Origin of the sequence: Pseudomonas sp. L7 (assembly GCF_046605565.1) — a bacterium.
Taxonomy (GTDB): Bacteria; Pseudomonadota; Gammaproteobacteria; order Pseudomonadales; family Pseudomonadaceae; genus Aquipseudomonas; species Aquipseudomonas wayambapalatensis.
On record NZ_CP176784.1, the window covers coordinates 1,027,097 to 1,050,821 of the forward strand.

General features: G+C 63.6%; 21 protein-coding genes. 5 read left to right on the top strand and 16 right to left on the bottom strand.

The window, feature by feature from the left end; translation table 11 throughout:
* Window positions 1-42 precede the first annotated feature (42 nt).
* The 3 genes from ACK3BK_RS04955 to ACK3BK_RS04965 all read right to left on the bottom strand — a co-directional run bounded on the left by ACK3BK_RS04955 (window position 43) and on the right by ACK3BK_RS04965 (window position 2,716).
* Window positions 43-384, bottom strand: coding sequence for a cupin domain-containing protein (locus tag ACK3BK_RS04955; protein ID WP_054893487.1), 342 nt, complete (start codon window positions 382-384; stop codon window positions 43-45).
* Between the two features lie 33 nt (window positions 385-417).
* The gene (locus ACK3BK_RS04960; protein ID WP_186721652.1) at window positions 418-1,824 is read right to left on the bottom strand and encodes an NAD(P)/FAD-dependent oxidoreductase; all 1,407 of its coding nucleotides are present in this window, start codon (window positions 1,822-1,824) and stop codon (window positions 418-420) included.
* A gap of 67 nt (window positions 1,825-1,891) precedes the next feature.
* Window positions 1,892-2,716, bottom strand: coding sequence for an AraC family transcriptional regulator (locus ACK3BK_RS04965; protein ID WP_186667782.1), 825 nt, complete (start codon window positions 2,714-2,716; stop codon window positions 1,892-1,894).
* Between the two features lie 240 nt (window positions 2,717-2,956).
* Here ACK3BK_RS04965 and ACK3BK_RS04970 point away from each other — a divergent pair, with 240 nt between their 5' ends.
* On the top strand, window positions 2,957-3,895 hold the full coding sequence (locus tag ACK3BK_RS04970; protein WP_411383842.1) for a hypothetical protein: 939 nt from the start codon (window positions 2,957-2,959) through the stop codon (window positions 3,893-3,895).
* 167 nt (window positions 3,896-4,062) lie between these two features.
* Here ACK3BK_RS04970 and ACK3BK_RS04975 read toward each other — a convergent pair whose 3' ends face one another.
* The 9 genes from ACK3BK_RS04975 to ACK3BK_RS05015 form a co-directional block, all read right to left on the bottom strand.
* Window positions 4,063-5,031 carry a peptide ABC transporter ATP-binding protein gene (locus ACK3BK_RS04975; protein ID WP_186667786.1) on the bottom strand — a complete coding sequence of 323 codons (969 nt, stop codon included), beginning with the start codon at window positions 5,029-5,031 and terminating at the stop codon, window positions 4,063-4,065.
* The gene (locus tag ACK3BK_RS04980; RefSeq protein ID WP_186667788.1) at window positions 5,031-5,999 is read right to left on the bottom strand and encodes an ABC transporter ATP-binding protein; all 969 of its coding nucleotides are present in this window, start codon (window positions 5,997-5,999) and stop codon (window positions 5,031-5,033) included. The genes ACK3BK_RS04975 and ACK3BK_RS04980 overlap by 1 nt, the downstream gene beginning before the upstream one ends.
* A gap of 10 nt (window positions 6,000-6,009) precedes the next feature.
* Complete coding sequence (locus ACK3BK_RS04985) at window positions 6,010-6,936, bottom strand: ABC transporter permease subunit (RefSeq protein ID WP_186667790.1); 927 nt, start codon at window positions 6,934-6,936, stop codon at window positions 6,010-6,012.
* Between the two features lie 10 nt (window positions 6,937-6,946).
* Window positions 6,947-7,957 carry an ABC transporter permease subunit gene (locus ACK3BK_RS04990; RefSeq protein ID WP_186667792.1) on the bottom strand — a complete coding sequence of 337 codons (1,011 nt, stop codon included), beginning with the start codon at window positions 7,955-7,957 and terminating at the stop codon, window positions 6,947-6,949.
* A gap of 72 nt (window positions 7,958-8,029) precedes the next feature.
* Window positions 8,030-9,625 carry an ABC transporter substrate-binding protein gene (locus tag ACK3BK_RS04995; RefSeq protein WP_411383843.1) on the bottom strand — a complete coding sequence of 532 codons (1,596 nt, stop codon included), beginning with the start codon at window positions 9,623-9,625 and terminating at the stop codon, window positions 8,030-8,032.
* Between the two features lie 69 nt (window positions 9,626-9,694).
* Window positions 9,695-11,074, bottom strand: coding sequence for an OprD family porin (locus tag ACK3BK_RS05000; RefSeq protein WP_186667796.1), 1,380 nt, complete (start codon window positions 11,072-11,074; stop codon window positions 9,695-9,697).
* Between the two features lie 161 nt (window positions 11,075-11,235).
* A complete protein-coding gene (locus ACK3BK_RS05005; RefSeq protein WP_186711246.1) occupies window positions 11,236-12,828 on the bottom strand; it encodes an ABC transporter substrate-binding protein in 1,593 nt (530 codons plus the stop codon).
* 204 nt (window positions 12,829-13,032) lie between these two features.
* Window positions 13,033-14,658 carry an ABC transporter substrate-binding protein gene (locus ACK3BK_RS05010; RefSeq protein WP_411383844.1) on the bottom strand — a complete coding sequence of 542 codons (1,626 nt, stop codon included), beginning with the start codon at window positions 14,656-14,658 and terminating at the stop codon, window positions 13,033-13,035.
* A 369-nt stretch (window positions 14,659-15,027) separates the two neighbouring features.
* Complete coding sequence (locus tag ACK3BK_RS05015; protein WP_186667802.1) at window positions 15,028-15,741, bottom strand: SIMPL domain-containing protein; 714 nt, start codon at window positions 15,739-15,741, stop codon at window positions 15,028-15,030.
* 199 nt (window positions 15,742-15,940) lie between these two features.
* Here ACK3BK_RS05015 and ACK3BK_RS05020 point away from each other — a divergent pair, with 199 nt between their 5' ends.
* Both ACK3BK_RS05020 and ACK3BK_RS05025 read left to right on the top strand, forming a co-directional pair.
* On the top strand, window positions 15,941-17,200 hold the full coding sequence (locus ACK3BK_RS05020) for an ATP-binding protein (protein WP_186667804.1): 1,260 nt from the start codon (window positions 15,941-15,943) through the stop codon (window positions 17,198-17,200).
* Entirely contained in the window at window positions 17,197-17,757 is a 561-nt protein-coding gene (locus ACK3BK_RS05025; protein ID WP_186667806.1) for a response regulator transcription factor, read from the top strand. The genes ACK3BK_RS05020 and ACK3BK_RS05025 overlap by 4 nt, the downstream gene beginning before the upstream one ends.
* Window positions 17,758-17,815: 58 nt before the next feature.
* Here ACK3BK_RS05025 and ACK3BK_RS05030 read toward each other — a convergent pair whose 3' ends face one another.
* Together ACK3BK_RS05030 and ACK3BK_RS05035 are read right to left on the bottom strand one after the other, a co-directional pair.
* On the bottom strand, window positions 17,816-18,004 hold the full coding sequence (locus ACK3BK_RS05030; protein ID WP_186667808.1) for a hypothetical protein: 189 nt from the start codon (window positions 18,002-18,004) through the stop codon (window positions 17,816-17,818).
* Window positions 18,005-18,018: 14 nt separating this feature from the next.
* Window positions 18,019-19,635, bottom strand: a complete 1,617-nt coding sequence (locus ACK3BK_RS05035; protein ID WP_411384441.1) for a phospholipase — start codon at window positions 19,633-19,635, stop codon at window positions 18,019-18,021.
* Window positions 19,636-19,833: 198 nt separating this feature from the next.
* On the opposite strand from ACK3BK_RS05035, the gene ACK3BK_RS05040 reads away from it, so the two are divergent.
* Window positions 19,834-20,775, top strand: coding sequence for an AEC family transporter (locus tag ACK3BK_RS05040; protein ID WP_186667812.1), 942 nt, complete (start codon window positions 19,834-19,836; stop codon window positions 20,773-20,775).
* Window positions 20,776-20,826: 51 nt separating this feature from the next.
* Window positions 20,827-22,188, top strand: coding sequence for an amino acid permease (locus tag ACK3BK_RS05045; RefSeq protein WP_186667814.1), 1,362 nt, complete (start codon window positions 20,827-20,829; stop codon window positions 22,186-22,188).
* 107 nt (window positions 22,189-22,295) lie between these two features.
* On the opposite strand, the gene ACK3BK_RS05050 is transcribed toward ACK3BK_RS05045, so the two are convergent.
* Complete coding sequence (locus tag ACK3BK_RS05050; protein WP_186667816.1) at window positions 22,296-22,670, bottom strand: carboxymuconolactone decarboxylase family protein; 375 nt, start codon at window positions 22,668-22,670, stop codon at window positions 22,296-22,298.
* Between the two features lie 10 nt (window positions 22,671-22,680).
* Window positions 22,681-23,724 (bottom strand): calcium/sodium antiporter, encoded by a 1,044-nt coding sequence (locus ACK3BK_RS05055; protein ID WP_186668001.1) that lies wholly within the window; start codon window positions 23,722-23,724, stop codon window positions 22,681-22,683.
* Between the last annotated feature and the right edge of the window lies 1 nt (window position 23,725).

Here is a 23,725-nt window from a genome sequence, read left to right on the forward strand (position 1 = left end):
GCTTTGTCTGTTGTTATCGAAGAACGGCAGGCGATCAGCGGATCAGAAAATCAGTACGTAGGTCTTGCGCACGGTTTCCTGGATATCCCAGATCCCGGTGCTGTTGGCCGGTAGCATCAGTGCGTCTCCGGCTTCTATGACCAGGGGCTCGCCACCGTCTGGGGTGAAGGTGCAGCGGCCCTTGATGAAATGGCAGAACTCCTGTTGCACGATCTGCCGGCGCCAGCGCCCGGGGGTGCATTCCCAGATACCGGTTTCGACGCCATCGTTGCGTTCGACGCAGGTGACCGAGGTCACTGCGACGGGTTCTCCGAGGGGGACGGCGACCGGGTTGGAGGTTTCCAGCGCGGCGCTGTCGGTGTGCTTGAACTGGGTGATGCTCATGACTGCAGGATCTCTTGTGGTAGTGGGTGCAACTCAGTGCATGAAACCTTCCATGAACCCGGCCAGGCCGCTGGCCAGGCGTCGCCGCCAAGCCGGGCTGGCCGGGTTGGCGAGGGTGCGGTCCTCGTGGACGAAACTCTGGATGATCGCGTTGTAGCCTAGCCAGCGGCAGGGCTCGGGCGGCCAACTGGCGAGGCTCGACAGCGGGCGGTTGTCGTGGACCCAAGGCTGGGCGGTCAGCTCGTTGTGCTGGCCGAGAATCAGTGCCGCGAGCGTGCGCCCGCCCAGGTTGGTGGCGCCGACACCTTCGCCGCCATAGCCACCCGAGAGCGCCAGGCCGCGTTGGCGGTCGCACAGCATGTGCGGGCGGAAGCGCCGCGCCATGCCCAGGTTGCCGCCCCAGGAGTGGGTGATGCGCACGTTCTTCAGGTGGGGGAACAGTTCGCCGAACAGATAGCGGCGCAGCTCGATCTCGGCGTCGCTGAGGCTGAAGTCCTCGCGCAGACGGCCACCGAAGCGATACCCGCCGCGGGCGCCGAACACCAGGCGGTTGTCGGTGGTGCGCTGACCATAGGTGACCTGGCGGCTGCCTTCGCTGAAGGCCTGGCCCTGGCTCAGGCCGATCTGCTCCCAGGCCGATTCCGGCAGCGGCTCGGTCGCCACCAGCAGGCTCTGCACGGGCAGTTGATGGCGATCCAGCGGCGGCAGGCTGGCGGCGTAGCCTTCGACCGCCGGCACGACCCATTGGCAACGGACCTTGGCCTGGGCAGTGCGCACCTCACCGGTCTGCCAGTCGCTGGCCGGGGTGTTTTCGTAGATGGGTACGCCCATGCCCTCGACCACCCGTGCCAGGCCGCGCACCAGCTTGGCAGGCTGGATGGTTGCGACGTGGGGGCTGAAGATCGCGCCGTAGGCATTGCTGACCCGCAGTTGGCCGGCCAGTTGTTCGGGCTTGAGCCAGCGATAGTCGTCCTCGTTCATGCCTTGGCGGTACAGGTCGTCGAGGTAGGCGCGCAGGCTGCGCTCCTGCTCGGGGTAGCGGGCGGCGCAGTAGATGACGCCACCCTTGCGGTAGTCGCAGTCGATGCCTTCGCGCTGCAGCACGCCGTGCACTTCGTCGGGGATGGCGTGCAGCAGGTCGACGCTGGCGCGGCGCTGCTGTGGGGAAAGGGTGGCCAGCAGGCGGTCTTCGCCCAGCAGGTTGCCCATCAGCCAGCCGCCATTGCGCCCGGAGGCACCGAAGCCTGCGGTGTTGGCCTCGAGGATGGCGATGCGCAGGTGCGGGGCCTGGCGCTTGAGGTAGTAGGCCGTCCACAGGCCGGTGTAGCCGGCACCGATGATGCACACGTCGACATCCAGGTCCTGCTGCAGCGACGGGCGGGCGTCGAGCGGCTCGTCGAGCTGGTCCATCCAGAGGCTGATCGTGCGCCAGGCTTGCATCAGGTACTGCTCCCACTTCCGTTCAAGGTTCTGGGAGCGATGCTAGTAGGGCGGGCGCTTCGCTGTCTTACGTGCGTGCACGCAGAGAAATCTGCTTCACGTAGGCCTTGGGCGAGAGCCCGGTGTGTTCGCGAAAGCACTTGTAGAAGGCCGACAGCGAATTGAAGCCGGCGGCAAAGGCCAGTTCGTCGATCGGCGCCCTGCAGCCCGCGTCATCGAGCCCGGCGAGCAGGTGCTGCAGGCGGGCCTGGTTGACGTAGCGGTAGAAGCTCTGGCCGAGCACCTGGTTGAGCAGGTAGGAGATCTGGTTGCGGCTGTAGCCGCTCTCCTGTGCGACCTGTTGCAGGTCCAGCTCAGGGTCCAGGTAGGGGCGCTGGGCCTGGAAGTAATGTTCCAGGTCCTGGGCCATGGTGCTCAGTTGCCGTGGCGACAGGCCCAGGCGGCTGGTCGCGGGACGCGGCCCGGAGGCGCTGGCGCCCTTGCCGTCGCGGCGGATCAGCGTGCCGTATTCGTTGACCCGCCAGATCAGGTTGTCCTTGACCGTGATCGCCTCGCTGGACTGGAAGGCCACCAGGCCTTCACCGCCCTGGACCGTCACCTGGTACTGGATGAAGGCTGTGCAACCGTCGACCCGGATGCGGTCGCTGTGGACGATGTCTTCCCCGGCTTCGTGGGGCAACGAGACGCGCACGTATTCGCGCAGCTCGTCGAAGCCGAGCACGCGGTTCTGGAAAAAGTCGTGGTACTGGATCTCTGGGTGATACAGCGCCATGACCCCATCCAGGTCGCGATGCTTCCAGCACAAGTGGTAGCGCATGACGACTTCCGCAGTGAGCGGTGTCTGGGCGGGGCCGTCTGGAAGGAGAGTGGCGGTCATGGGCCGATAATGCATCGGGCCGCTCCGGGCGACAAGGGCGCACGGCCTGGCCTGAGAAGCCACAGGGCTGCGGGGACTGCATAACGCCCAGTTCGAATGGGTGGGTTCGGGCGATTCGCACGATCCTAGGAAGTGGTTTTCAGCTAAGTGATTGATTTAGTTGGATGTCATTTTTTGTCACAACTGGCACGCGCACTGCACTGATCCAGTGGCAAACAAAAAGGAAGTTTTGCTCACCCTCATAAGGCGCGAATCATGATTACCACTGCCGATCTGCCAACCGTTGTTTCCGAGGCCCCGAACCGCTCGGGCGTATCCTGGGCCGCCATCTTCGCCGGTGCCGCTGCTGCGGCGGCGTTGTCGTTGATCCTCGTGATACTGGGCGCGGGCCTGGGCTTTGCCGCCTCATCTCCCTGGGCCAACGAAGGTGCCAGCGCCAAGGCGCTGGGGATATCCACCATCGTCTGGCTGCTGATTACCCAGATCCTCGCCTCCGGGCTGGGCGGGTATATGGCGGGTCGCTTGCGGGTGAAGTGGGCCAACCTGCATGGTGACGAGGTGTATTTCCGCGATACCGCCCATGGCTTCCTGTCCTGGGCCATCGCCACCCTGGTGACTGCGTTGCTGGTCGTGTCCTCTGCTGGCGGACTCGCCAGTGCCGGTGCCTCGGCAGGCGCTGCTGCCGCTTCCGGAGCCGTCGCCAGCGTTTCCATGGCGGATGACAAGAGCAAGCCGTCGGGCGCCGCCGACCCCATGGGTTACTACGTCGATCGTCTGTTCCGTGGGGATGGTCCGGTCGCGGTGAGCGAGGATGCGGCCAATGGCGTGGCCAGCCGAATCCTGGTCCGTGGCCTGGCTGCCGATGGCGGGATGGCTGCCGAGGATCGCACCTACCTGGCCCAGTTGGTGGCCCAGCGTACCCGACTGACCCAAACCGAAGCCCAGGCGCGGGTCGAGCAAGTCTATGAAGAGGCGCGTCAGGATGCTGCGCAAGCCAAGCAGGCGGCCCAGGAAGCTGCCGACACTGCGGCCAAGGTCGCGGCCTGGACCGCCATCTGGACCTTCATCGCCTTGCTGTGCGGCGCGTTCTTCGCCAGCTTCGCAGCCCTGTTCGGTGGCCGACTGCGTGACGGTGCGCGGTGGGTCGAGCAAGACCACCGTGCGCTGCATGCTTCGACCACTGTTGTCCGCTAATTCGAATTCACGACTGGAGGAACCATCATGCGCTCGATACTGCTCTGGATGCTTGGGGTGCCAATCCCGGTGATCATTCTGATCGCGATCTTCATGCACTAATAGAAAAGGGCCGCTACTGCGGCCCTTCTTGCAACTGTTGTCCTACGGTAGCGGCTTCATGCTGCTTACAGAAACTGCTCCGCGTAGTGACAGGCCACCTGCCGCGTTCCGACCTGCCTGAACGCTGGAATCTCCTTGCCGCAACGCTCCGTGGCATAGGGGCAGCGCTTGTGGAAGGCGCAGCCGTCTGGCGGATTCAGCGGGTTGGGCAGCTCGCCGGCGATACGGATCTTCGGTTTGAGCGGATCCGGGTGAATGGCCGGGGTCGCCGAGAGCAGCGCTTGCGTGTAGGGGTGCAGCGGCTTCTCGTAGATGTCTTCCTTGGGCCCCATTTCCGCCGGGCGGCCCAGGTACATCACCAGCACCTGGTCAGCGACATGCCGCACCACCGCGAGGTTGTGCGAGATGAACACGTAGGCGGTGTTGAACTCTTTCTGCAGGTCCATGAACAGGTTCAGCACCTGGGCCTGGATCGACACATCGAGCGCCGAGGTCGGTTCGTCCGCCACCAGCACCTTGGGCTGCAGCATCATCGCCCGAGCCAGGGCGATACGCTGGCGCTGACCGCCGGAGAACATGTGCGGGTAGCGCTGGTAGTGCTCAGGGCGCAGGCCGACCTGCTGCATCATCTTCTGCACCTTGTCGCGGCGCTCGGCCTTGCTCAGCGACGTGTTGATCAGCAAGGGCTCGGCCAACTGATCGCCGATCTTCTGCCGCGGATTGAGCGAGGCATAGGGGCTCTGGAAGACCATCTGCACGTCACGGCGCAACTGCTTGCGCTGGGCTTTGTCGGCGCCTTTGACCTCGGTGCCGGCAATCTGCAGCGAGCCCGAAGAGGGCTCTTCGATCAAGGTCAGGGCACGGGCCAGGGTGGACTTGCCACAGCCGGATTCGCCGACCACGGCCAGGGTCTTGCCGGCCTCCAGTTCGAACGACACGCCATTGAGCGCGCGCACCAGTGCATGGCCCTTGAACAGGCCGCGGGAGACTTCGTAGTGACGGGTCAGTTCACGGGCGGACAGAACGACAGTCATCACGCCACCTCCTGGTTCAACGGGTAGAAGCAGCGCACCAGGCTGTGGGCCTGGGGATCGAGGGCCGGACGCTGTGCCCGGCAGTTGTCACGTACATAAGGGCAGCGAGGTGACAGCAGACAACCCTGGGGGCGGTCATAGCGCCCGGGCACGATGCCAGGCAGGGTGGCCAGCCGTTCGGCGCCGATGCTGTGCTCGGGGATCGCTGCCAGCAGCGCTTCGCTGTAGGGGTGTGCGGGGATGTCGAACAGCTCCGGCACCTGGCCCACCTCCACCGCCTGCCCTGCATACATCACGCACACACGCCTGGCGGTTTCGGCAACCACGGCCAGGTCGTGGGTGATCAGGATGAGCGCCATGTTGCGCTCCTTCTGCAGGTTGACCAGCAGTTCCATGATCTGTGCCTGGATGGTCACATCGAGGGCGGTGGTCGGTTCGTCGGCGATCAGCAGCTTGGGTTCGCCAGCAATCGCCATGGCGATCGCGACGCGCTGGCTCATGCCGCCGGAGAGCTGGTGCGGGTAGGCGTCCAGGCGGCTTTCGGCGGCCGGGATCTCGACTTTCTTGAGCAGCTCCAACGCGCGCTGGCGTGCAGCCTTGCCCTTCAGACCGAGGTGTTGGCGCAGCACTTCCTCGATCTGGTAGCCCACGGTGTAGCTGGGATTGAGTGCGGTCATCGGGTCCTGGAAGACCATGGCGATGTCCTTGCCCACTACCTTGCGGCGCTGACGACCGCTGAGCTTGAGCATGTCGATGCCGTCGAAGGTGAGGCTGTCGGCGGTGATGCGCCCAGGGGCGTCGATCAGGCCCATCAGGGCCATCATGGTCACCGACTTGCCGGAGCCGGACTCGCCGACGATGGCGAGGATCTCGCCGGCGTCTACCGACAGGTCGAGGCCGTCCACCACGGGGACGGCGTTGGCGTCGCCGAAGCGCACGTTCAGGTTGTTGATCTGCAACAGTGACATGGCGCTCTCCTCAGGCGGCGTTCTTGAGTTTCGGGTCCAGCGCATCGCGCAGGCCGTCGCCCATCAGGTTGATTGCCAGCACGCTGAGCAGGATCGTCAGGCCAGGCAGGCTCACCACCCACCAGGCGCGCTCGATGTAGTCGCGGGCAGAGGCCAGCATGGTGCCCCATTCGGGGGTGGGCGGCTGGACACCGAGGCCGAGGAAGCCCAGGGCGGCGGCGTCGAGGATCGCCGAGGAGAAACTCAAGGTAGCCTGCACGATCAGTGGTGCCATGCAGTTGGGCAGCACGGTGACGAACATCAGGCGCGGCAGGCTGGCACCGGCCAGGCGTGCGGCGGTGACGTAGTCGCGGTTCAGCTCGCCCATCACCGCGGCGCGGGTCAGGCGCACGTAGGAAGGCAGCGAGACCACGGCGATGGCGATCACTGTGTTGATCAGGCCAGGGCCGAGGATGGCGACGATGGCCACGGCCAGCAGCAGTGAGGGCAGGGCCAGCATCACGTCCATCAGGCGCATGATCGACGGGCCTAGCAAGCGTGGGAAGAACCCGGCGAACAGGCCCAGCAGGATGCCGGGGATCAGCGACATCACCACCGACGACAGGCCGATCAGCAGCGACAGCCTTGCGCCCTGGATCAGGCGCGAAAGCAGGTCGCGGCCCAGTTCGTCGGTGCCGAGGATGAATTGCCAGGTGCCGCCCTCGAGCCAGACTGGTGGGGTCAGCAGGAAGTCGCGGTATTGCTCGCTGGGGTTGTGTGGTGCGACCCATGGGGCGAACAGCGCACAGAACACGATCAGGCACATGAAGGCCAGGCCTGCCACTGCGCCCTTGTTGCGCGAGAAGGCCTGCCAGAACTCCTTGTACGGGGAGGGGTAGAGCTGGCTGTGGTCGGCGGTTGCAGCCTGGGTCACAGCGTTGGAAGTCGGATTAGTCATGGCGGGGACCTCAGCGCTGATGACGGATGCGTGGGTTGGCCAGGCCGTAGAGGATGTCCACGACGAAGTTGACCAGGATCACCAGACAGGCGATCAACAGGATGCCGTTCTGGACCACGGGGTAGTCACGGGCGCCAATGGCTTCGATCAGCCATTTGCCGATGCCCGGCCAGGAGAAGATGGTTTCGGTGAGCACGGCACCTGCGAGCAAGGTGCCGACCTGCAGACCGAACACCGTCAGCACCGGGATCAGCGCATTGCGCAGGCCGTGCACGAAGACCACGCGGGCCGGCGACAGGCCCTTGGCGCGGGCGGTACGAATGTAGTCTTCGCGCAGCACTTCGAGCATCGAGGAGCGGGTCATGCGGGCGATCACCGCCAGCGGGATGGTGCCGAGCACGATGGTCGGCAGGATCAGGTGCATGAAGGCATCCTTGAACGAGCCTTCATCGCCCACCAGCAAGGTGTCGATCAGCATGAAACCGGTCACCGGCTCGACGTCGTACAGCGGGTCGATGCGCCCGGACACGGGTGTCCAGCCCATGCTCACCGACGAGAACATGATGAGGATCAGGCCCCACCAGAAAATGGGCATGGAGTAGCCGGCGAGCGAGACGCCCATCACCCCATGGTCGAACAAGGATCCGCGCTTGAGCGCCGCGATCACCCCGGCCAGCAGGCCGAAGACGCCGGCGAAGATCAACGCGCAGAACGCCAGCTCCAGGGTGGCGGGGAACAGCGTGGTGAACTCTTTCCACACGCTCTCGCGCGAGCGCAGCGATTCGCCGAGATCGCCTTGGGCAAGCTTGCCGATGTAGTCCATGTACTGGGCCGGCAGGGGTTTGTTCAGGCCAAGGCGTTCCATGGCCTGGGCGTGCATTTCAGGGTCGACCCTGCGCTCGCCCATCATCACTTCCACCGGGTCGCCGGGGATCAGGCGTATGAGCGCGAAGGTCAGCAGGGTGATACCGAAGAAGGTCGGTATCAGCAGGCCCAGGCGCCGGGCAATAAAACTCAACATCGTCGGAGGTACCTCATCGGCCGGTCAAGGCAGCCGCCGGCCCTTGCAGAGGCCAGCGGTCATGTTTTTCTTCTACTTCACCTTGGTGGTGGCGAAGTTGTTATTGGTCAGAGGGTTGATGACATATCCCTCTACGTTGTCGCGCATGGCCGTGAACATCTTCGGGTGGGCCATGCTGATCCACGGTTGATCCTCATCGTACACCGCCAGCGCCTCGCTATAGAGCTTGGCGCGTTCATCGTTGTCGATGATCTCGCGGGCACGGGTGATCAGTTCCTGGAACTTAGGGTTGCACCAGCGCGCATAGTTCTCGCCGGTCTTGGCGGCATCGCAACTGAGCATCGGGGTCAGGAAGTTGTCCGGGTCACCGTTGTCGCCGGCCCAGCCGGCGGAGACCAGGTCTGCTTCACCCTTCTTGGCGCGGCGCAGCATCTCGGCCCATTCCATCACGCGGATGTCGAGCTTGAGCCCGATCTTGGCAAGGTCGGCCTGCAGCATCTCTGCCGAAAGGCGTGGATTGGGGTTGGTCGGGCCGCCACCGTTGCGGGTGAACAGGGTGATGACGGTGCCTTCGGGAACGCCGGCTTCCTTGAGCAGGGCGCGGGCCTTGTCGAGGTCGCGCGGCGGATTCTTGTTGGCGGTGTTGTAGCCGATCATGGTCGGCGGGTAGGGGTTGACCCCGACCAGCGCGTTGCCCTTGCCGAACAACTGGTCGACGTGAGTCTGGCGGTCGAAGGCGATGTTGATCGCCTTGCGCACGCGCACGTCGCTCAGGTACTTGTGCTCGGTGTTCATGGCGATGTAGCCGGTGACCAGGGCCTCGATCTCGGCGACCTTGAGCTTGGGATCGGTCTTGATCGCCGGGACGTCGTCGGGTTTGGGGTACAGGGCGATCTGGCATTCGTTGGCCCGCAGTTTCTGCAGGCGCACGTTGTTGTCCGTGGCGATGGCGAACACCAGCGTTTCGCTGGGCGGCTTGCCGCGGAAATAGTCGGGGTTGGCCTTGAAGCGGACCTGGGCGTCCTTGTTGTAGCGCTGGAACACGAATGGCCCGGTGCCGATCGGCTTGCTGTTCAGGTCGCCGGTCTTGCCGGCCTTGAGCAACTGGTCGCCGTATTCGGCGGAGTAGATCGAGGTGAAGGCCATGGCCAGGTCACGCAGGAACGGCGCTTCCGGGCGGGTCAGGGTGATCACCACGGTGTGGTCGTCGGTCTTGCTCACCGACTTGAGCAGTTGCCCGAAGGCCATGCTCTCGAAATAGGGGTAGCCAACGCTGGTCTTGTCGTGCCATGGGTGCTTGGCATCGAACTGGCGGTTCAGGCTCCACAGCACGTCGTCGGCATTGAAGTCACGGGTGGGAGTGAAGTAGTCGGTGGTGTGGAACTTCACGCCCTTGCGCAGGTGGAAGGTATAGGTCAGGCCGTCGGCGCTGACGTCCCAGCTATCGGCCAGCGCGGGCTGGATATCGGTGGTGCCGGGCTTGAAGTCGACCAGGCGGTTGAACACGGTTTCGGCCGAGGCGTCGGCGGTGACCGCGGTGGTGTACTGGACGATATCGAAACCTTCGGGGCTGGCTTCGGTGCACACCACCAGGGGCTTGGCCGCGAGGTTGCCTGCGGCGCCCAGGATGATCGCTGCCAGGGCAGCGCGTAGCGGTAGCGATTTCATGGAACCTCCCTGCGAATGACTCCAGCGTAGACGTCACGGCCCGGAAAGCCCGGGCCGTGACCGTGGCGGTCAGAGAATGTTGAACGGAATGGTGGTCACGATGCGCAGCTCGTCCAGGCTGCCGTCGGCCTGGGCCTTGCTCGCGCGGTGGGCGGTATAGGTGGCGCGGATGCTGGTGTCCTTCAGCATGCCGCTCTGCACCGCATAGCTGGTGCCGATGCCCCACTCGTAGTGGGTCTCGCCATCCATGCCACGCACGTCGTAGGCGGTACCGCGGTAGTGGGTACCGTCGATGCCCCAGCCGCGGGCGTTGTACAGGTTGAACTTCAGGCCTGGCACGCCGTACTGGGCCATGTTCAGCACGTAGGAAATCTGCAGGGATTTCTCGTTCGGGCCGTTGAAGTCCGACAGCAGGGAGTTGGCCAGGTAGATACCGTTGGTTTCGTGCAGGTAGTCGAAGTACTCGTTGCCGTTGACCTGCTGCCAGGAGGCGGTGAGCGTGTGCGCCTGGTGGGTGAGGCCGAACGACAGGCTGTAGGTGTCGTTGTCGATCTCGCCCATCTTCTTGCTGCCGGCATCGACCGTCTTGTAGTAGTTCAGGCCGGTGGTCAGGCTCAGCACCGCGCTGTCACCCAGCACGTGGTTGGCACCGAAGTAGTACTGGTTCCAGAAGTCGTCGACCTTGGTGGCGTACAGGCTGGTGGTCAGGCTCTTGAACGGCTGGTAGTTGATACCGGCGGTGCTGGCACGGTCGGTTTCCACGCCGGTGGCGCTGTATTCGGAGCGGAATTTGCTCAGGCTCTGTTCGGTACGCGGCGAGACGCGGTCGAAGGTGCCGATGTCGAACGACAGGTTGTCGAATTCGGCGCTGTGCAACGCCACGCCCTGGAAGCTCGAAGGCAGGGCACGGTTGCCGATGTAGGCGATCATCGGCGTGTCCAGGGACTGACGGCCGACGGTGAGGGTGGTGTTGGAGATGCGCGCCTTGACGTTGGCCAGGCCCGCCTTGCTCCACTGGCCGACAGGGTCGCCATCGCTATGGGTCAGGGTGCGGTTGTTCGGCCCGGCAATCGCTGCGCGACCACGCTCGAGGGCGATGGCGTTGTAGGCGGCGACTTCGGTGGCGAAGCCCACGGTGCCCTGAGTAAAGCCCGAACTGTAGTTGAGGATGGTGCCCTGTACCCAGTTGTCACGGCTGTGGGTGTCGTGGCGGGTGCCGTCGCTCTTGTAGTACTTCCACAGCGGCGCACGGGTGGCGCGTTCGCGGGCGTACCAGTTGCGGGTGCTGCCGCTCAGGCTCTGGCCTTCGAAGAAGCCTGATGCATCGGCCTGCTCACTGCCTGACTTGAGGCTCAGCGGGTAGAAGTCCTGGCTGACAGGTTCTGCCTGGGCGGCGGCGCAGAAGGCGCCGATGGATAGGGCCAGCGCGGTTTTGGTGGTTCGTTTCAAGGTTAAAGCTCCCTTTCTATTCTTATATCTGTGGCCCGATCTTGTGGGTCGGGCTTGGCTCGGTGACGCGGTACTGCGGGTGTTCACCTGGGATTGCCAGGCAAATCCGGGCTGCACGCGGTCGCGGGAGTGGGGGGTACTCCCGGTCTGGCGATACAGGGTCAATCGATGCTGACGCCGGAGAAAACGTTGCGTCCGAAGGGGCTGACCTTGAAGTCTTTCACACTGATGCTGAGGGGTTGGTTGACCGTCGAATGGGCCACCGGGGTAATCGGTACCTGCTGCTTGAGGCGTTGCTGGGCCTGCTGGTAGAGGTGGGTGCGCTGTTCGCGGTCGGTGACCTGCTTGGCCTTCTTGACCAGTTCGTCGTACTGGCTGTCGCACCACTGCGAGTAGTTGTTGCTGCCAATGGCATCGCAACTGAACAGGGTGCCGAGCCAGTTGTCCGGGTCACCGTTGTCGCCGGTCCAACCGATCAGGGCGATGTCGTGTTCGCCATTTTTCATGCGCTTGAGGTATTCGCCCCATTCGTAGCTGACGATACGGACCTTGAAGCCGAGCTTGCTCCAGTCGGCCTGGAGCATTTCAGCCATGAGCTTGGCGTTGGGGTTGTAGGGGCGTTGCACCGGCATGGCCCAGAGGGTGATTTCCGTGCCTGGCTTGACCCCGGCCTGCTCCAGCAACTGCTTGGCTTTTTGCGGATCGAACGGCGCGTCCTTGAGCGTATCGTCGTAGGACCATTGGGTGGGCGGCATGGCGTTGACTGCCACTTGCCCGGCGTCCTGGTAGACCGCCTGGATGATCGCCTGCTTGTTGACCGCCATGTCCATCGCCTGGCGCACTTCAAGTCGATCGAACGGTGGATGCTGGGTGTTGTAGGCGATGTAGCCGAGGTTGAAGCCGGGCTGCGTCATGATCTGCAGCTTGCCGTCCTGCTTGAGCGCAGGGAGATCGGCCGGGCGTGGATGAAGGGTGACCTGGCACTCGTTGCGGCGCAGTTTCTGGATACGCACTGAAGGGTCGATGTTGATAGAGAACACCAGGTTGTCGATCTTCACCCGGTCAGGGGCCCAGTAGTCCTTGTTGCCCTTGAAGCGGATCTGCGAGTCCTTCTGGTAGCGCTGGAACACGAACGGGCCGGTGCCGATCGGCTTCTGGTTGATATCGCTGGGCCTGCCGGTCGCCAACAGGTGCTCGGCGTATTCGGCGGAGAGGATGGACGCGAAGGCCATGGCGATGTTCTGGATGAACGCGGCATCGACCTTGTTGAGGGTGAAAACCACCGTGAGCGGGTCGGTTTTCTCGACCTTGGCGATGTTCTTGTCCAGGCCCATGCTGATGAAGTAGGGGAACTCGGTGGGGTAGGCCTTACGGAACGGATGCTCTTTGTCGAGCATGCGATTGAAGGTGAACAGCACGTCGTCGGCGTTGAAGTCGCGGGTGGGCTTGAAGTCCTTGTTGTGGTGGAACTTCACCCCAGGCCGCAGGTGGAAGGTGTAGCGCAGGCCGTCCTCGGACGCCTGCCAGTCGGTGGCCAGGCCTGGCTGCACAGCGGTGCCGCCACGCTCGAATTCGACCAGGCGGTTGTACAGGGGCTCGGCGGCGTCGTTGTCGGTGGCCGAGGTGTATTGGGCGGTGTCGAAGCCAGCCGGGCTGCCTTCGGAGCAGAACACGAGGTTGTTGGCCTGGGCAGCGATGGCCTGGCCGAGCAGGCCCAGGCCCAGCATGGTGCCAAGTAGTGTGGTACGGCGCATGGCGATCCTTTCCTCATCTGTTTGCGCTGCCGCGTACTGAACAGGCGGCAACAGAAGCCCGTTCCTGACGTTAGCGGCATCAGGAAGGGCGAGACAGGTAATGAATATGTCTAGTGGCGTAAGAAACTTCGGAATGTTGCCGAGAAATTTCGACAATTCGCCGAACCCATGCCAGCCCCGTCACATGGCGGGGCTGGCTGGGCGCTATTTCTCCACGCTTACTCCATAGAAGGAGTTCAGGCCGAACGGACTGATCTTGAAGTCCTTCACTTTTGCACTCATCGGCTGATAGACCGTGGAGTGGGCGATGGGGGTCATCGGCACCTGCTCCTTGATGATGTGCTGCGCCTGCTTGTACAGCTCGGTGCGCTTGGCCTGGTCGGAGGTGGCCTTGGCCTGCTTGATGATGTCGTCGTAGGGCTTGTAGCACCACTTGGAGAAGTTGTTGCCCTCCAGTGCGTCGCAGCCGAACAGGGTGCCGAGCCAGTTGTCCGGGTCACCGTTGTCGCCGCTCCAGCCAATCAGCATGGCGCCGTTTTCGCCGCCCTTGGAACGCTTGATGTATTCGCCCCATTCGTAGCTGACGATCTTGGCCTTGATGCCGATCTTGGACCAGTCCGATTGCAGCATCTCGGCCATCAGCTTGGCGTTGGGGTTGTAGGGGCGTTGCACCGGCATGGCCCACAGGGTGATCTCGGTACCTTCCTTGACGCCGGCTTCCTTGAGCAACTGCCTGGCTTTTTCCGGATCGTACTTGGCGTCCTTGATGGTGGTGTCGTAGGACCACTGGGTCGGTGGCATGGCATTGACTGCCAGCTGGCCGGCGCCCTGGTACACCGAATCGATGATCTGCTGCTTGTTCACCGCCATGTCCAGCGCCTGGCGCACCTTGAGCTGGGCCATGGGGTTGGGCTCGTTGCTGCCCTTGATCTTGTCCATCACGTTGTAGGCGATGTAGCCGAGGTTGAAGCCGGCCTGTTCAGGCATCTGCAGCTTCGGATCCTTTTTCAGTGGCTCGATATCGGCCGGGCGCGGGAACAGGGTGACCTGGCACTCGTCACGCTTGAGCTTCTGCATGCGCACCGAGGCGTCGGTGCTGATAGCGAAGACCAGGTTGTCGATCTTCACGTCGTCCGGTTTCCAGTAGTCCTTGTTGCCCTTGTAGCGGATCAGCGCGTCCTTCTGGTACCTGTTGAACACGAACGGCCCGGTGCCGATCGGCTTCTGGTTGATGTCGGCGGCCTTGCCCTGCTTGAGCAACTGGTCGGCGTACTCGGCGGACTGGATCGAGGCGAAGCTCATCGCCAGGTTCTGGATGAACGCGGCGTCCACTTCGTTGAGGGTGAACTTGACGGTGTGATCGTCGAGCTTCTCGAGCTTGGCGATGTTCTTGTCCATGCCCATGTCGGTGAAGTACGGGAATTCGGTGGGGTACGCCTTGCGGAACGGCATGTCCTTGTCGAGCATGCGGTTGAAGGTGAACAGCACGTCGTCGGCGTTGAATTCGCGAGTCGGCTTGAAGTAGTCGGTGGTGTGGAACTTGACCCCTTCACGCAGGTGGAAGGTGTAGGTCTTGCCGTCGTCGGAAACGTCCCATTTGGTGGCCAGGCCGGGTACGACGGCGGTGCCGCCACGCTCGAACTGGGTCAGGCGGTTGAAGATCGTTTCGGCCGAGGCGTCGAAGTCGGTTCCGGTGGTGTATTGGCCCGGGTCGAAACCGGCGGGGCTGCCTTCGGAGCAGAACACCAGGTTGGACGCGGCGAGGGCTGCAGGGGCGCCAGCCAGCAGGCCTGCGCCTACCAGGAACGGAATGACTGCGTGTTTGAGCATGGTGGCCTCATTGTTGTCATTTTTGATTTGAGGTGGCCTCGTGAGCCGACCTGCGGATACTTATGCAGGGGGTGTACCCATTGCAACACTCAACAGGATAGTCGGCGCCAGAAATGTGGCACGGTCGTACATGGATGTCGCATTCATGTAAATTTTGCGCAGGTTGAACGTTTGCGCAAGAAAAATGCTGGCATTTTGCGACATGTTTCGAAGCGATAAGGGATGTAGGTTGCACCGAAATAGTGCGTAGGAAGATTCAGATGAAGGGTGGAAATGACGATTGCCCCCGCTGTCGTTGCGACAGGTGCGGTGGCCAGGAGGGGGCCACCTTGCAGGTGGCCCCGGTCGCTCAGTCGAGCGCAGCCGCGATTACGGCATCTGTACTTCGATTAGCCCGTCGGCATTCATGCTGACTTCGCTGGTGCCGGCTTCGATGTCCGGCGAGGCGGCTTCATCCGCAGCCATGGCTTTCATCGCCATCGGTGCGCTGCGCATGTAAGGGCGCGGGTAGCCGCTGCTGTTGAGGTTCAGGCTGACCACTTTGTAGCCTTTGCCGCCGAGGGCTTCGGTGGCCAGTTGGGCGCGGGCCTTGAAGGCGTTGACCGCATCCTTGAGCAGCTCGTCTTCACTGGCCTTGCGGGTGGCCGGCGCGATGGAGAAGTCCATGCCGCCCATCTTCAGTTCCTGCAGCAGCTCACCGGTGAGTTTGGACAGGGCCGGGAAGTCGGCGCTTTCCAGGCGCAGCTCGGCGCGCTCGCGCCAGCCGGTGATCTTCTGGCCCTTGGTGTCGTAGACCGGATAGCTGTTACGGCTGCCCTGGCTGATCTTCACGTCCTTGACTTCGCGGGCCTGCTGGACCGCCTTGTTCATGGTTTCGGTGATCTGCTTGGCGAGCTTGCCCGGGTCGGTGTTCTGCGCTTCGCTGTACAGGGTGACGACCATCAGGTCGCGGGCCACTTCCTTGCTGACCTCGGCGCGCAGCGATACCTGGTTGTAGCGCGGCTCGTCGGCGGCCAGGGCCGGCAGGCTGGCGAGCATGCCACAAGACAGGACTAACGCGGCGCTGCGACGGGAAATGTGCATGTATGACTCCTTCAAGTAGAAAGCGTGGGGATGACGTCCATTCCACGCATGGCCCATCAGACCGGAAACAGTGTAGTGGGTTCAACAATGCCATCATGACTTTGTGACAGAGTGTGGCGCTTTGCCGCATTGCTGCAGCGGGGCGCCTGGCTTCGGTATACTCCAGCCGATTGTCCTGGAGCACTCATCAGGAGAGCTCATGCTCGCCCCCGCACACCCAATGTCCGCCACCCGTCAGAACCTCTGGCGCCTGACCATTATTCGCATCCTGGTCCTGGCCGCCCAGGCCGGCTCCGTGGGCGTGGCCTACTGGACCGAGCTGCTGCCGCTGCCGTGGCTGTCGCTGGCGGCAACGCTCGCGCTGTCGTCGCTGCTGTGTGCCTTTACAGCCTTGCGCCTGCGCCTGACCTTGCCGGTCACGGAGATGGAATACGCCCTGCAACTGGCCTGTGACCTGCTGATCCACAGCGCCCTGCTGTACTACTCGGGGGGCTCGACCAACCCCTTCGTGTCCTATTACCTGGTGCCGCTGGCGATTGCCGCCGTGACCCTGCCGTGGATCTATTCACTGGTGTTGTCGGGCATTGCGCTGGTTGCCTATAGCCTGTTGCTGGTGCAGTTCTACCCGCTGGAGACGCTGCCGTTGGCACGTGACACCATGCAGGTGTATGGCATGTGGCTGAGCATCGCCCTGGCCGCTGCTGTCATTACCTTCTTTGCCGCGCGCATGGCCGAGGAACTTCGCCGCCAGGAGCAGATGCGTGCCGAGCGGCGCGAGGATAGCCTGCGCGACGAACAGTTGCTGGCCGTGGCAACGCAGGCCGCCGGGGCCGCCCATGAGCTGGGCACGCCGCTGGCGACCATGAGCGTGCTGATCAACGAGATGCGCCAGGACCATACCGATCCGCAGTTGCAGGAAGACCTTGCGGTGCTGCAGGACCAGGTCAAGCTTTGCAAGGAGACGCTGCAGCAACTGGTGCGTGCCGCCGAAGCCAACCGACGCATGAATGTGCAGGAGCAGGATGTCACGGCATGGCTCGACGAGGCGCTCAATCGCTGGCACCTGATGCGTCCGGAAGCCAGTTACCGTTTCCAGCGCCTGCGCGATGGCGAGGTGCCGCGGCTGACTCCGCCACCAGACCTCACCCAGGCGCTGCTCAACCTGCTGAACAACGCCGCCGATGCCTGCCCGAACGACCTCGAAGTGCGTCTGGACTGGGATGCCCAGGATATCCTGATCAGTATCCGCGACCATGGCGCCGGCGTACCGGTAGCCATCGCCGAGGCGATCGGCAAACCCTTCTTTACCACCAAGGGCAAAGGCTTCGGCCTGGGCCTGTTCCTGAGCAAGGCCAGCGTTACCCGCGCGGGGGGCTCGGTGAAACTCTATAGTCATGAAGAGGGCGGCACCCTGACCGAGCTGCGCCTGCCCCATGGCAAGCGAGGAGATGAACGATGAGCGATGAGAACCAGATCGAAGGCGAAGAGCTGCCGCACCTGCTGCTGGTGGATGATGACGCCACCTTTACCCGGGTGATGGCCCGTGCCATGAGCCGCCGCGGTTTTCGGGTGAGCACCGCCTCGAGTGCCGAGGAGGGGTTGATCCTGGCTCAGCAGGACTTGCCGGACTACGCCACGCTCGACCTGAAGATGGAAGGTGATTCGGGCCTGGTCCTGTTGCCCAAGCTGCTGGAGCTGGACCCGGAGATGCGCGTGCTGATCCTGACCGGCTATTCCAGCATCGCCACTGCGGTCGAGGCGATCAAGCGCGGCGCCTGCAACTACCTGTGCAAGCCGGCCGACGCCGACGATGTGCTGGCGGCGCTGCTGTCCGAACATGCCGACCTCGATACCCTGGTGCCGGAAAACCCGATGTCGGTGGACCGCCTGCAGTGGGAGCATATCCAGCGCGTGTTGACCGAGCACGAAGGCAATATCTCGGCGACGGCGCGGGCGCTGGGCATGCACCGGCGCACCTTGCAGCGCAAGCTGCAGAAGCGGCCGGTGCGGCGCTGATCGGACGACAGACCGCGGCGCCTGCTTCGACTTGCCCGTGAAGCAGGCGCCGCGAAAATCAGCCCCCGATCACCGTCCGATCCATGCGCACCGCCAGCGCACCTGTGCCTGGCTCGACCGCGAACGACACCTCTCCCTCCCGCGCCACCTGCGCTCGCCCGATCACTTGCCCATCGCGCAGCAGCTCCAGCGGCATCCCTTGCAGCGACTGGCCCGAAGCCAGTTCCAGTTTGATCCTGATATTCATCGGTGACCTCCTTGTCACGCGTTACGGTCGATGTAAGTGGTGGCCTGCCCGTCTAGGCGCGCGATCAGCTCCGGTGCGCCATCGCGGAACTGGCGGAACAGGTTGCGCCCACGACGTTGGGCATCGAGCGGTACCTGCACGGTCGGGTGGAACTGCTCGCCCAGCTCGGTATAGGGGTTCCAGGGGCCGATGTAGGATTCGTTGACGCCATCGTCGACACTGAAGGCATAGCGCACGGCATTACCCTGGCGCCAGTTCAGGCCATCCGGCTCGCGGCGCTGCCAGCCGCCGGCAACGATGGTCGGTGAAGTTGCCGGGGCATCGATGAAGCCCGTCGGGCGGTTGGGTTTGTAGTCCTTGAGCAGCAGGTAGGTGCTCCAGCCCCACCAGTCACTGGTGTACTGGCGGTCGTTGAGGTCGGCCACATTCTTGCGCCGCAGTACCGTGGAGCCTTGCTGGCGGTAGAGCGCAGCGAAATTGCCGGGGACCAGGTCCTGCTCGGCTGCCTGCAGGTCTGGCGTCAGACGCAGGGCGGCGTACTGCTCCGGCGATGCGGCCCGCCCCTTGTCGAAGGCCTGGAACACTTCGTCGGCCGAACGCTGTACCGCGCGCCCGACCTGGCGCCGGTTGGCCACATCAACGCTGTCGAAATAACGCTTGTCACCATAGGCACGCCACTGCTCGCCTTCGGCATTGCGCACGCGCAGGCCGTACTTGCTGTCCTCGTCGTGCATGAAGCGTGACACCAGCGAGCCGATGTCGCTCGGCGTGACCGTGTCGGCCAGGGCCTTGCGCGGTACACGCAGGTGGCCGGCGGAGAACAGGTCGGTAAGGAAGTGGTCGGCGAAGGCGTTCATGGCATAGGCCAGTTGCAGGTCGCGTTCGTCGCCGCTGTCACGGGCGCGCAGCGCCTGTTGCAGTGCTGCGCCGTGACCGGCCTGGTAGGCCAGCAGGGCCGACCGGCCGAAATGGTCCCAGTTACTGGCGGCCAGTTTCAGGTAGCGACCCAGTGGCAGGAGATCCGAAGCCACGCTACCGCCCCCGGTGATGCGATTCCAGCGCGCCGACAGGCTGTCGCCCAGTGCGTCATAGGCTTCATGGGGTTGACGGCCGTCCTTGATGGCGCGGTTGGCCGCCGAGATCTCTTCCTGCATGACCGCCAGAATTTCCTGGGCTTCGGCACGGGAGGCGGGCAGGCGGGCCAGCGAGTCGAAAGCCTGGACGAAGCGTTCGATGCGCTCGGAGGGTGTTGTTCCATCGGCGATGGGGCGTTCCGGCACGCCGTAGAAGTCACCTCCCAGCGCAACCACCTGACCGTAGGTCAGGCTCAGGCCGTTGGGCAACGGCAGCGGAGACTGGTGCGCCACGATCGGTGGTTGGTTGGCCGTGAAGCGCAGCAGGACGTTGTCGCCGATGGCGGTGTGCTCGCCGCCCTCGAAGCGCAACTCGGGCCCGGTGGGCTTCGGTGCTTCGAGTGGTGGCAGGCGGTGGTACTTGATGGTGTGATGGCCGTCCACCACCAGCACCAGATGCGTGTGCTCCCCCTCCAAGGGGATGCCTTCGGGGTCGAACAAGCGGTCGAGGTCCGCGACTTGCAGATTGGCTTGGCCGGTTGCGGGCAGTGATTGCATTTCTGACATTGGTTGCTCCATGCGATGTCTGAAAAGTCCTAATTAACTGTATGTATATACAGTTGTTTTGATAATAGGGTGGAAATTTCCTACGTCAAGATCTGTTTGTGGGCAGATCCTTCATCCATGGCGGACGCAATCACCTGGCACTGACGTATGATTAGCTCCCTATCGGCAACCTTCTCAGGATCGCGCGCAATGCTCGCCCTTCTCATCCAGACGTTGAACATCACGGCCCCGGTTTTCGCCATGCTGTTCATGGGCGTGCTACTCAAACGCATCCGCTTGATCGACGACAATTTCATCAAGGTCGCGTCCTCGCTGGTGTTCAACACCTGCATGCCGGCGCTGCTGTTCCTGGGTATCTATCACGCCGACCTGTCGACGGCAGTCAAGCCCGGGGTCATCCTCTACTTCATCCTCGCGACCCTGGTGTGCTTTGCGCTGTCCTGGGGGCTGGCGATCTGGCGCAGCCCGCCAGAGGACCGCGGCATCTACACGCAAGGTGCGTTTCGTGGCAACAACGGGGTGATCGGCCTGGCGCTGGCGGCCAGCCTCTATGGCGACTACGGGATTTCCCTGGGTGCGGTACTCGCCGGGTTGGTGATCCTGCTCTACAACTCGCTGTCGACGGTGGTGCTGGCGGTGTACAGCCCGAGCCTGAAATCCGACCCGTGGAGCCTGTGCAAGAGCATCTTCAGCAACCCGCTGATCATCAGCGTGCTGGCGGCGACGCCCATGGCGTATGGGCAGGTGCCCCTGCCCAACTGGTTGCTGACTTCAGGCGACTACCTGGCGCAGATGACCCTGCCACTGGCGCTGATCTGCATTGGCGGCACCCTGTCGCTGGCTGCCCTGCGCGACAGCGGCAAGCTCGCGGTGGATGCCAGCCTGGTGAAGATGGTCTGGCTGCCGCTGGTGGGTACCCTGGGCGCCTGGCTGTGCGGGTTTCGCGGCGCGGAGCTGGGGATTCTGTTTCTCTACATCGGCAGCCCGACGGCGGCGGCCAGTTATGTCATGGCCCGCGCGGCCAATGGCAATCACGAGCTGGCTGCGTCTATCATCGTGATCACGACGCTAATGGCGGCGATCACCACCAATATCGGCATATTCATCTTGCAATGGGGCGGATGGATCTAGATGCTCGCCGCACAACACAACAACACTGCCTCCTGAACTAAAGGACACTTCATGCAAGACCAGAGCACGCCCGCGGGGTTGCAACGCGGGCTGAAGAATCGCCATATCCAGTTGATCGCGCTGGGCGGCGCCATCGGCACCGGCCTGTTCCTGGGGATCGCCCAGACCATCCAGTTGGCCGGCCCTTCGGTACTGCTGGGCTATGCGATCGCTGGCCTGATGGCTTTCCTGATCATGCGCCAGCTTGGCGAGATGGTGGTCGAGGAACCGGTCGCAGGCAGCTTCAGCCACTTCGCCCATCAATACTGGAGTGAGTTCGCCGGCTTCGTCTCCGGCTGGAACTACTGGGTCGTCTACGTGCTGGTGGGCATGGCCGAACTGACGGCCGTGGGTATCTACGTGCAGTACTGGTGGCCGGACTTTCCGACCTGGGCCACAGCGACGATCTTCTTCGTGGTGATCAATGCCATCAACCTGACCCAGGTGAAGGTCTACGGCGAGATGGAGTTCTGGTTCGCCCTGGTCAAGGTGGTGGCGATCGTCAGCATGATCGGCTTCGGCGCCTGGCTGCTGGGCAGCGGTCATGGTGGCCCGGATGCCAGCGTGGCCAACCTGTGGCAGTACGGTGGCTTCTTCCCCAATGGCGTCACCGGGCTGATCATGGCGCTGGCGGTGATCATGTTCTCCTTCGGCGGCCTGGAGCTGGTGGGTATTACCGCTGCCGAGGCGGACAATCCGCGCCAGAGCATCCCCAAGGCTACCAACCAGGTGGTCTACCGCATCCTGATCTTCTACATCGGCGCGCTCGCTGTGTTGCTGGCGTTGTACCCGTGGCAGAAGGTGGTGCAGGGCGGCAGCCCGTTCGTGATGATCTTCCATGAGCTGGACAGCGATGTGGTCGCCACCGTGCTCAACGTCGTGGTGCTGACCGCCGCGCTGTCGGTCTACAACAGCTGCGTCTACGCCAACAGCCGCATGCTGTTCGGCCTGGCCAGCCAGGGCGATGCGCCGCGCCAGTTGCTCAAGGTCAGCCGCAGCGGCGTACCGCTGGTGGCGCTGGGGGTTTCGGCTCTGGCCACCGGTCTTTGCGTGGTGATCAACTACCTGATGCCGGGGGAGGCGTTCGGTTTGCTGATGGCCCTGGCAGTGTCGGCGCTGGTGATCAACTGGGCGAGCATCAGCATCACCCACCTCAAGTTCCGCAAGGCCAAGCTGGCGGCGGGCGTCACGCCGTTCTACCGCAGTTGGGGGCATCCACTGACCAACTACCTGTGCCTGGCGTTCATCGTGCTGATCCTGGTGGTGATGTACCTCACCCCGCCAGTGCGCATCTCGGTGATGCTGATTCCGCTGTGGATCGCTGCGCTGTGGGTAGCGTTCCGGGTGAAGAAAGCGCGTCAGGCCAGGGGATGAATCTGCGCTGATGCGTCGTTCTTTTCGCGGGTAAACCCGCTCCCACAGGGGCCGCATAGTGGCGTGCCTGTGGGAGCGGGTTTAGCCGCGAAGAGTCCGGTGCGATCTCAGGCCTGGTAGCTGTCGATCACTTCCTGCGCCGCGCGGAATGCATCGATCGCTGCAGGCACCCCGGCATACACTGCGCAATGCAGCAGTGCTTCGCGAATTTCCTCCACCGTGCAGCCGTTGTTCAACGCCCCGCGCACATGGCCCTTGAGTTCCTGTGGGCACTTCAGTGCGGTCAGCGCCGCCAGGGTGATCAGGCTGCGGGTCTTCAATGGCAGCCCCTCGCGGGACCAGACGCTGCCCCAGGCATGCTCGTTGACGAAGTCCTGCAGGGGCTGGGTGAACGCGGTGGCATTGCCCAGGGCACGATCGACGAAAGCGTCCCCCATTACCTGGCGACGAACCTGCTCGCCGGCCTTCTTGTTGTCGGTCATTGCGTAATCCTCAGTGTTGGCGGCGCCAGGCACGAACCGTGGTGTACAGCAACACCACAGCCAGCACCGGCATGACGTAGAACAGCATCAGACGCTCCAGTCGCCCGGCCAGTGGCATGCCGGTGGTGAAGGCCACCACATGCAGGCCGTAGGCCAGGTAGAGCGCCAGGAACACCAGCCCTTCGGCGCGGGTGATCCGGTAGCCGGAATAGAACACGGGCAGGCTCAGGGCGGCGACCCCAAGCATCACCGGCAGGTCGAATGCCAGTGCGTTGGGTGAGATGGTCAGTGGCTCGGGCGTGGTCAAGGCGGTCAGCCCCAGCACTGCCAGGAGGTTGAACAGGTTGCTGCCGATCACCGTGCCCACGGCGATCTCGCGTTCGCCCCGCAGGGCGGCGATCAGCGCGGCGGCCAGTTCCGGCAGCGAAGTGCAGACCGCGACCACGGTCAGGCCGATGATCCGCTCGGACAGGCCCAGATCCGTGGCGACCTCGACCGCCGCCTCCAGCAGCAAGTGCCCACCGAGGCTGAGCAGCACCAGCCCGAACAGGGTCTGCAGCACCACGGTGCTCCAGAAACGGCCCGGGCTGCGGCGCGCGGCGTCGGGCGCCGGATAGGTGCGGGCATAGTGGCGTGACTGGTGCCAGAGCATGCCCAGGTAGCCCAGCAGGCCCAGCAACAACAGCCCGCCTTCGAGCCTCCCCAGTTCGCCGTTGGCCGCCAGCAGGTAGACCACTGCACTGGCGGCGATCATCAAGGGGATGTCCAGGCGTACCAGTTGCCGCGAAACGCGTAGCGGGATGATCAGCGCGGCAAGCCCGAGGATCACCAGCACATTGAAGATGTTGCTGCCGATCACACTGCCCACCGCCACGTCCGGGGCACCCTGGTAGGCCGCCTGCAGGCTGACCGTCAGTTGTGGTGCGGTACTGCCGAAGGCCACCAGGCTCAGGCCGATGATCAGCGGCCGCACATGCAGGCGCGTGGCCAGGCGCAGGGCGGCGCGCACCAGCAGTTCGGCACCGATGACCAACAGCACCAGGCCCAGGCCCAGT

Bases quoted from the DNA above. Each gene is read 5' to 3' on its own strand.
- ACK3BK_RS04955 (WP_054893487.1), bottom strand. From the start codon at position 384: ATGAGCATCACCCAGTTCAAGCACACCGACAGCGCCGCGCTGGAAACC.
- ACK3BK_RS05030 (WP_186667808.1), bottom strand. From the start codon at position 18,004: ATGAATATCAGGATCAAACTGGAACTGGCTTCGGGCCAGTCGCTGCAA.
- ACK3BK_RS04995 (WP_411383843.1), bottom strand. From the start codon at position 9,625: ATGAAATCGCTACCGCTACGCGCTGCCCTGGCAGCGATCATCCTGGGC.
- ACK3BK_RS05035 (WP_411384441.1), bottom strand. From the start codon at position 19,635: ATGCAATCACTGCCCGCAACCGGCCAAGCCAATCTGCAAGTCGCGGAC.
- ACK3BK_RS04965 (WP_186667782.1), bottom strand. From the start codon at position 2,716: ATGCATTATCGGCCCATGACCGCCACTCTCCTTCCAGACGGCCCCGCC.
- ACK3BK_RS05015 (WP_186667802.1), bottom strand. From the start codon at position 15,741: ATGCACATTTCCCGTCGCAGCGCCGCGTTAGTCCTGTCTTGTGGCATG.
- ACK3BK_RS05040 (WP_186667812.1), top strand. From the start codon at position 19,834: ATGCTCGCCCTTCTCATCCAGACGTTGAACATCACGGCCCCGGTTTTC.
- ACK3BK_RS05010 (WP_411383844.1), bottom strand. From the start codon at position 14,658: ATGCTCAAACACGCAGTCATTCCGTTCCTGGTAGGCGCAGGCCTGCTG.
- ACK3BK_RS04970 (WP_411383842.1), top strand. From the start codon at position 2,957: ATGATTACCACTGCCGATCTGCCAACCGTTGTTTCCGAGGCCCCGAAC.
- ACK3BK_RS05050 (WP_186667816.1), bottom strand. From the start codon at position 22,670: ATGACCGACAACAAGAAGGCCGGCGAGCAGGTTCGTCGCCAGGTAATG.
- ACK3BK_RS04960 (WP_186721652.1), bottom strand. From the start codon at position 1,824: ATGCAAGCCTGGCGCACGATCAGCCTCTGGATGGACCAGCTCGACGAG.
- ACK3BK_RS05045 (WP_186667814.1), top strand. From the start codon at position 20,827: ATGCAAGACCAGAGCACGCCCGCGGGGTTGCAACGCGGGCTGAAGAAT.
- ACK3BK_RS04980 (WP_186667788.1), bottom strand. From the start codon at position 5,999: ATGTCACTGTTGCAGATCAACAACCTGAACGTGCGCTTCGGCGACGCC.
- ACK3BK_RS04975 (WP_186667786.1), bottom strand. From the start codon at position 5,031: ATGACTGTCGTTCTGTCCGCCCGTGAACTGACCCGTCACTACGAAGTC.
- ACK3BK_RS04985 (WP_186667790.1), bottom strand. From the start codon at position 6,936: ATGACTAATCCGACTTCCAACGCTGTGACCCAGGCTGCAACCGCCGAC.
- ACK3BK_RS05005 (WP_186711246.1), bottom strand. From the start codon at position 12,828: ATGCGCCGTACCACACTACTTGGCACCATGCTGGGCCTGGGCCTGCTC.
- ACK3BK_RS05025 (WP_186667806.1), top strand. From the start codon at position 17,197: ATGAGCGATGAGAACCAGATCGAAGGCGAAGAGCTGCCGCACCTGCTG.
- ACK3BK_RS05020 (WP_186667804.1), top strand. From the start codon at position 15,941: ATGCTCGCCCCCGCACACCCAATGTCCGCCACCCGTCAGAACCTCTGG.
- ACK3BK_RS04990 (WP_186667792.1), bottom strand. From the start codon at position 7,957: ATGTTGAGTTTTATTGCCCGGCGCCTGGGCCTGCTGATACCGACCTTC.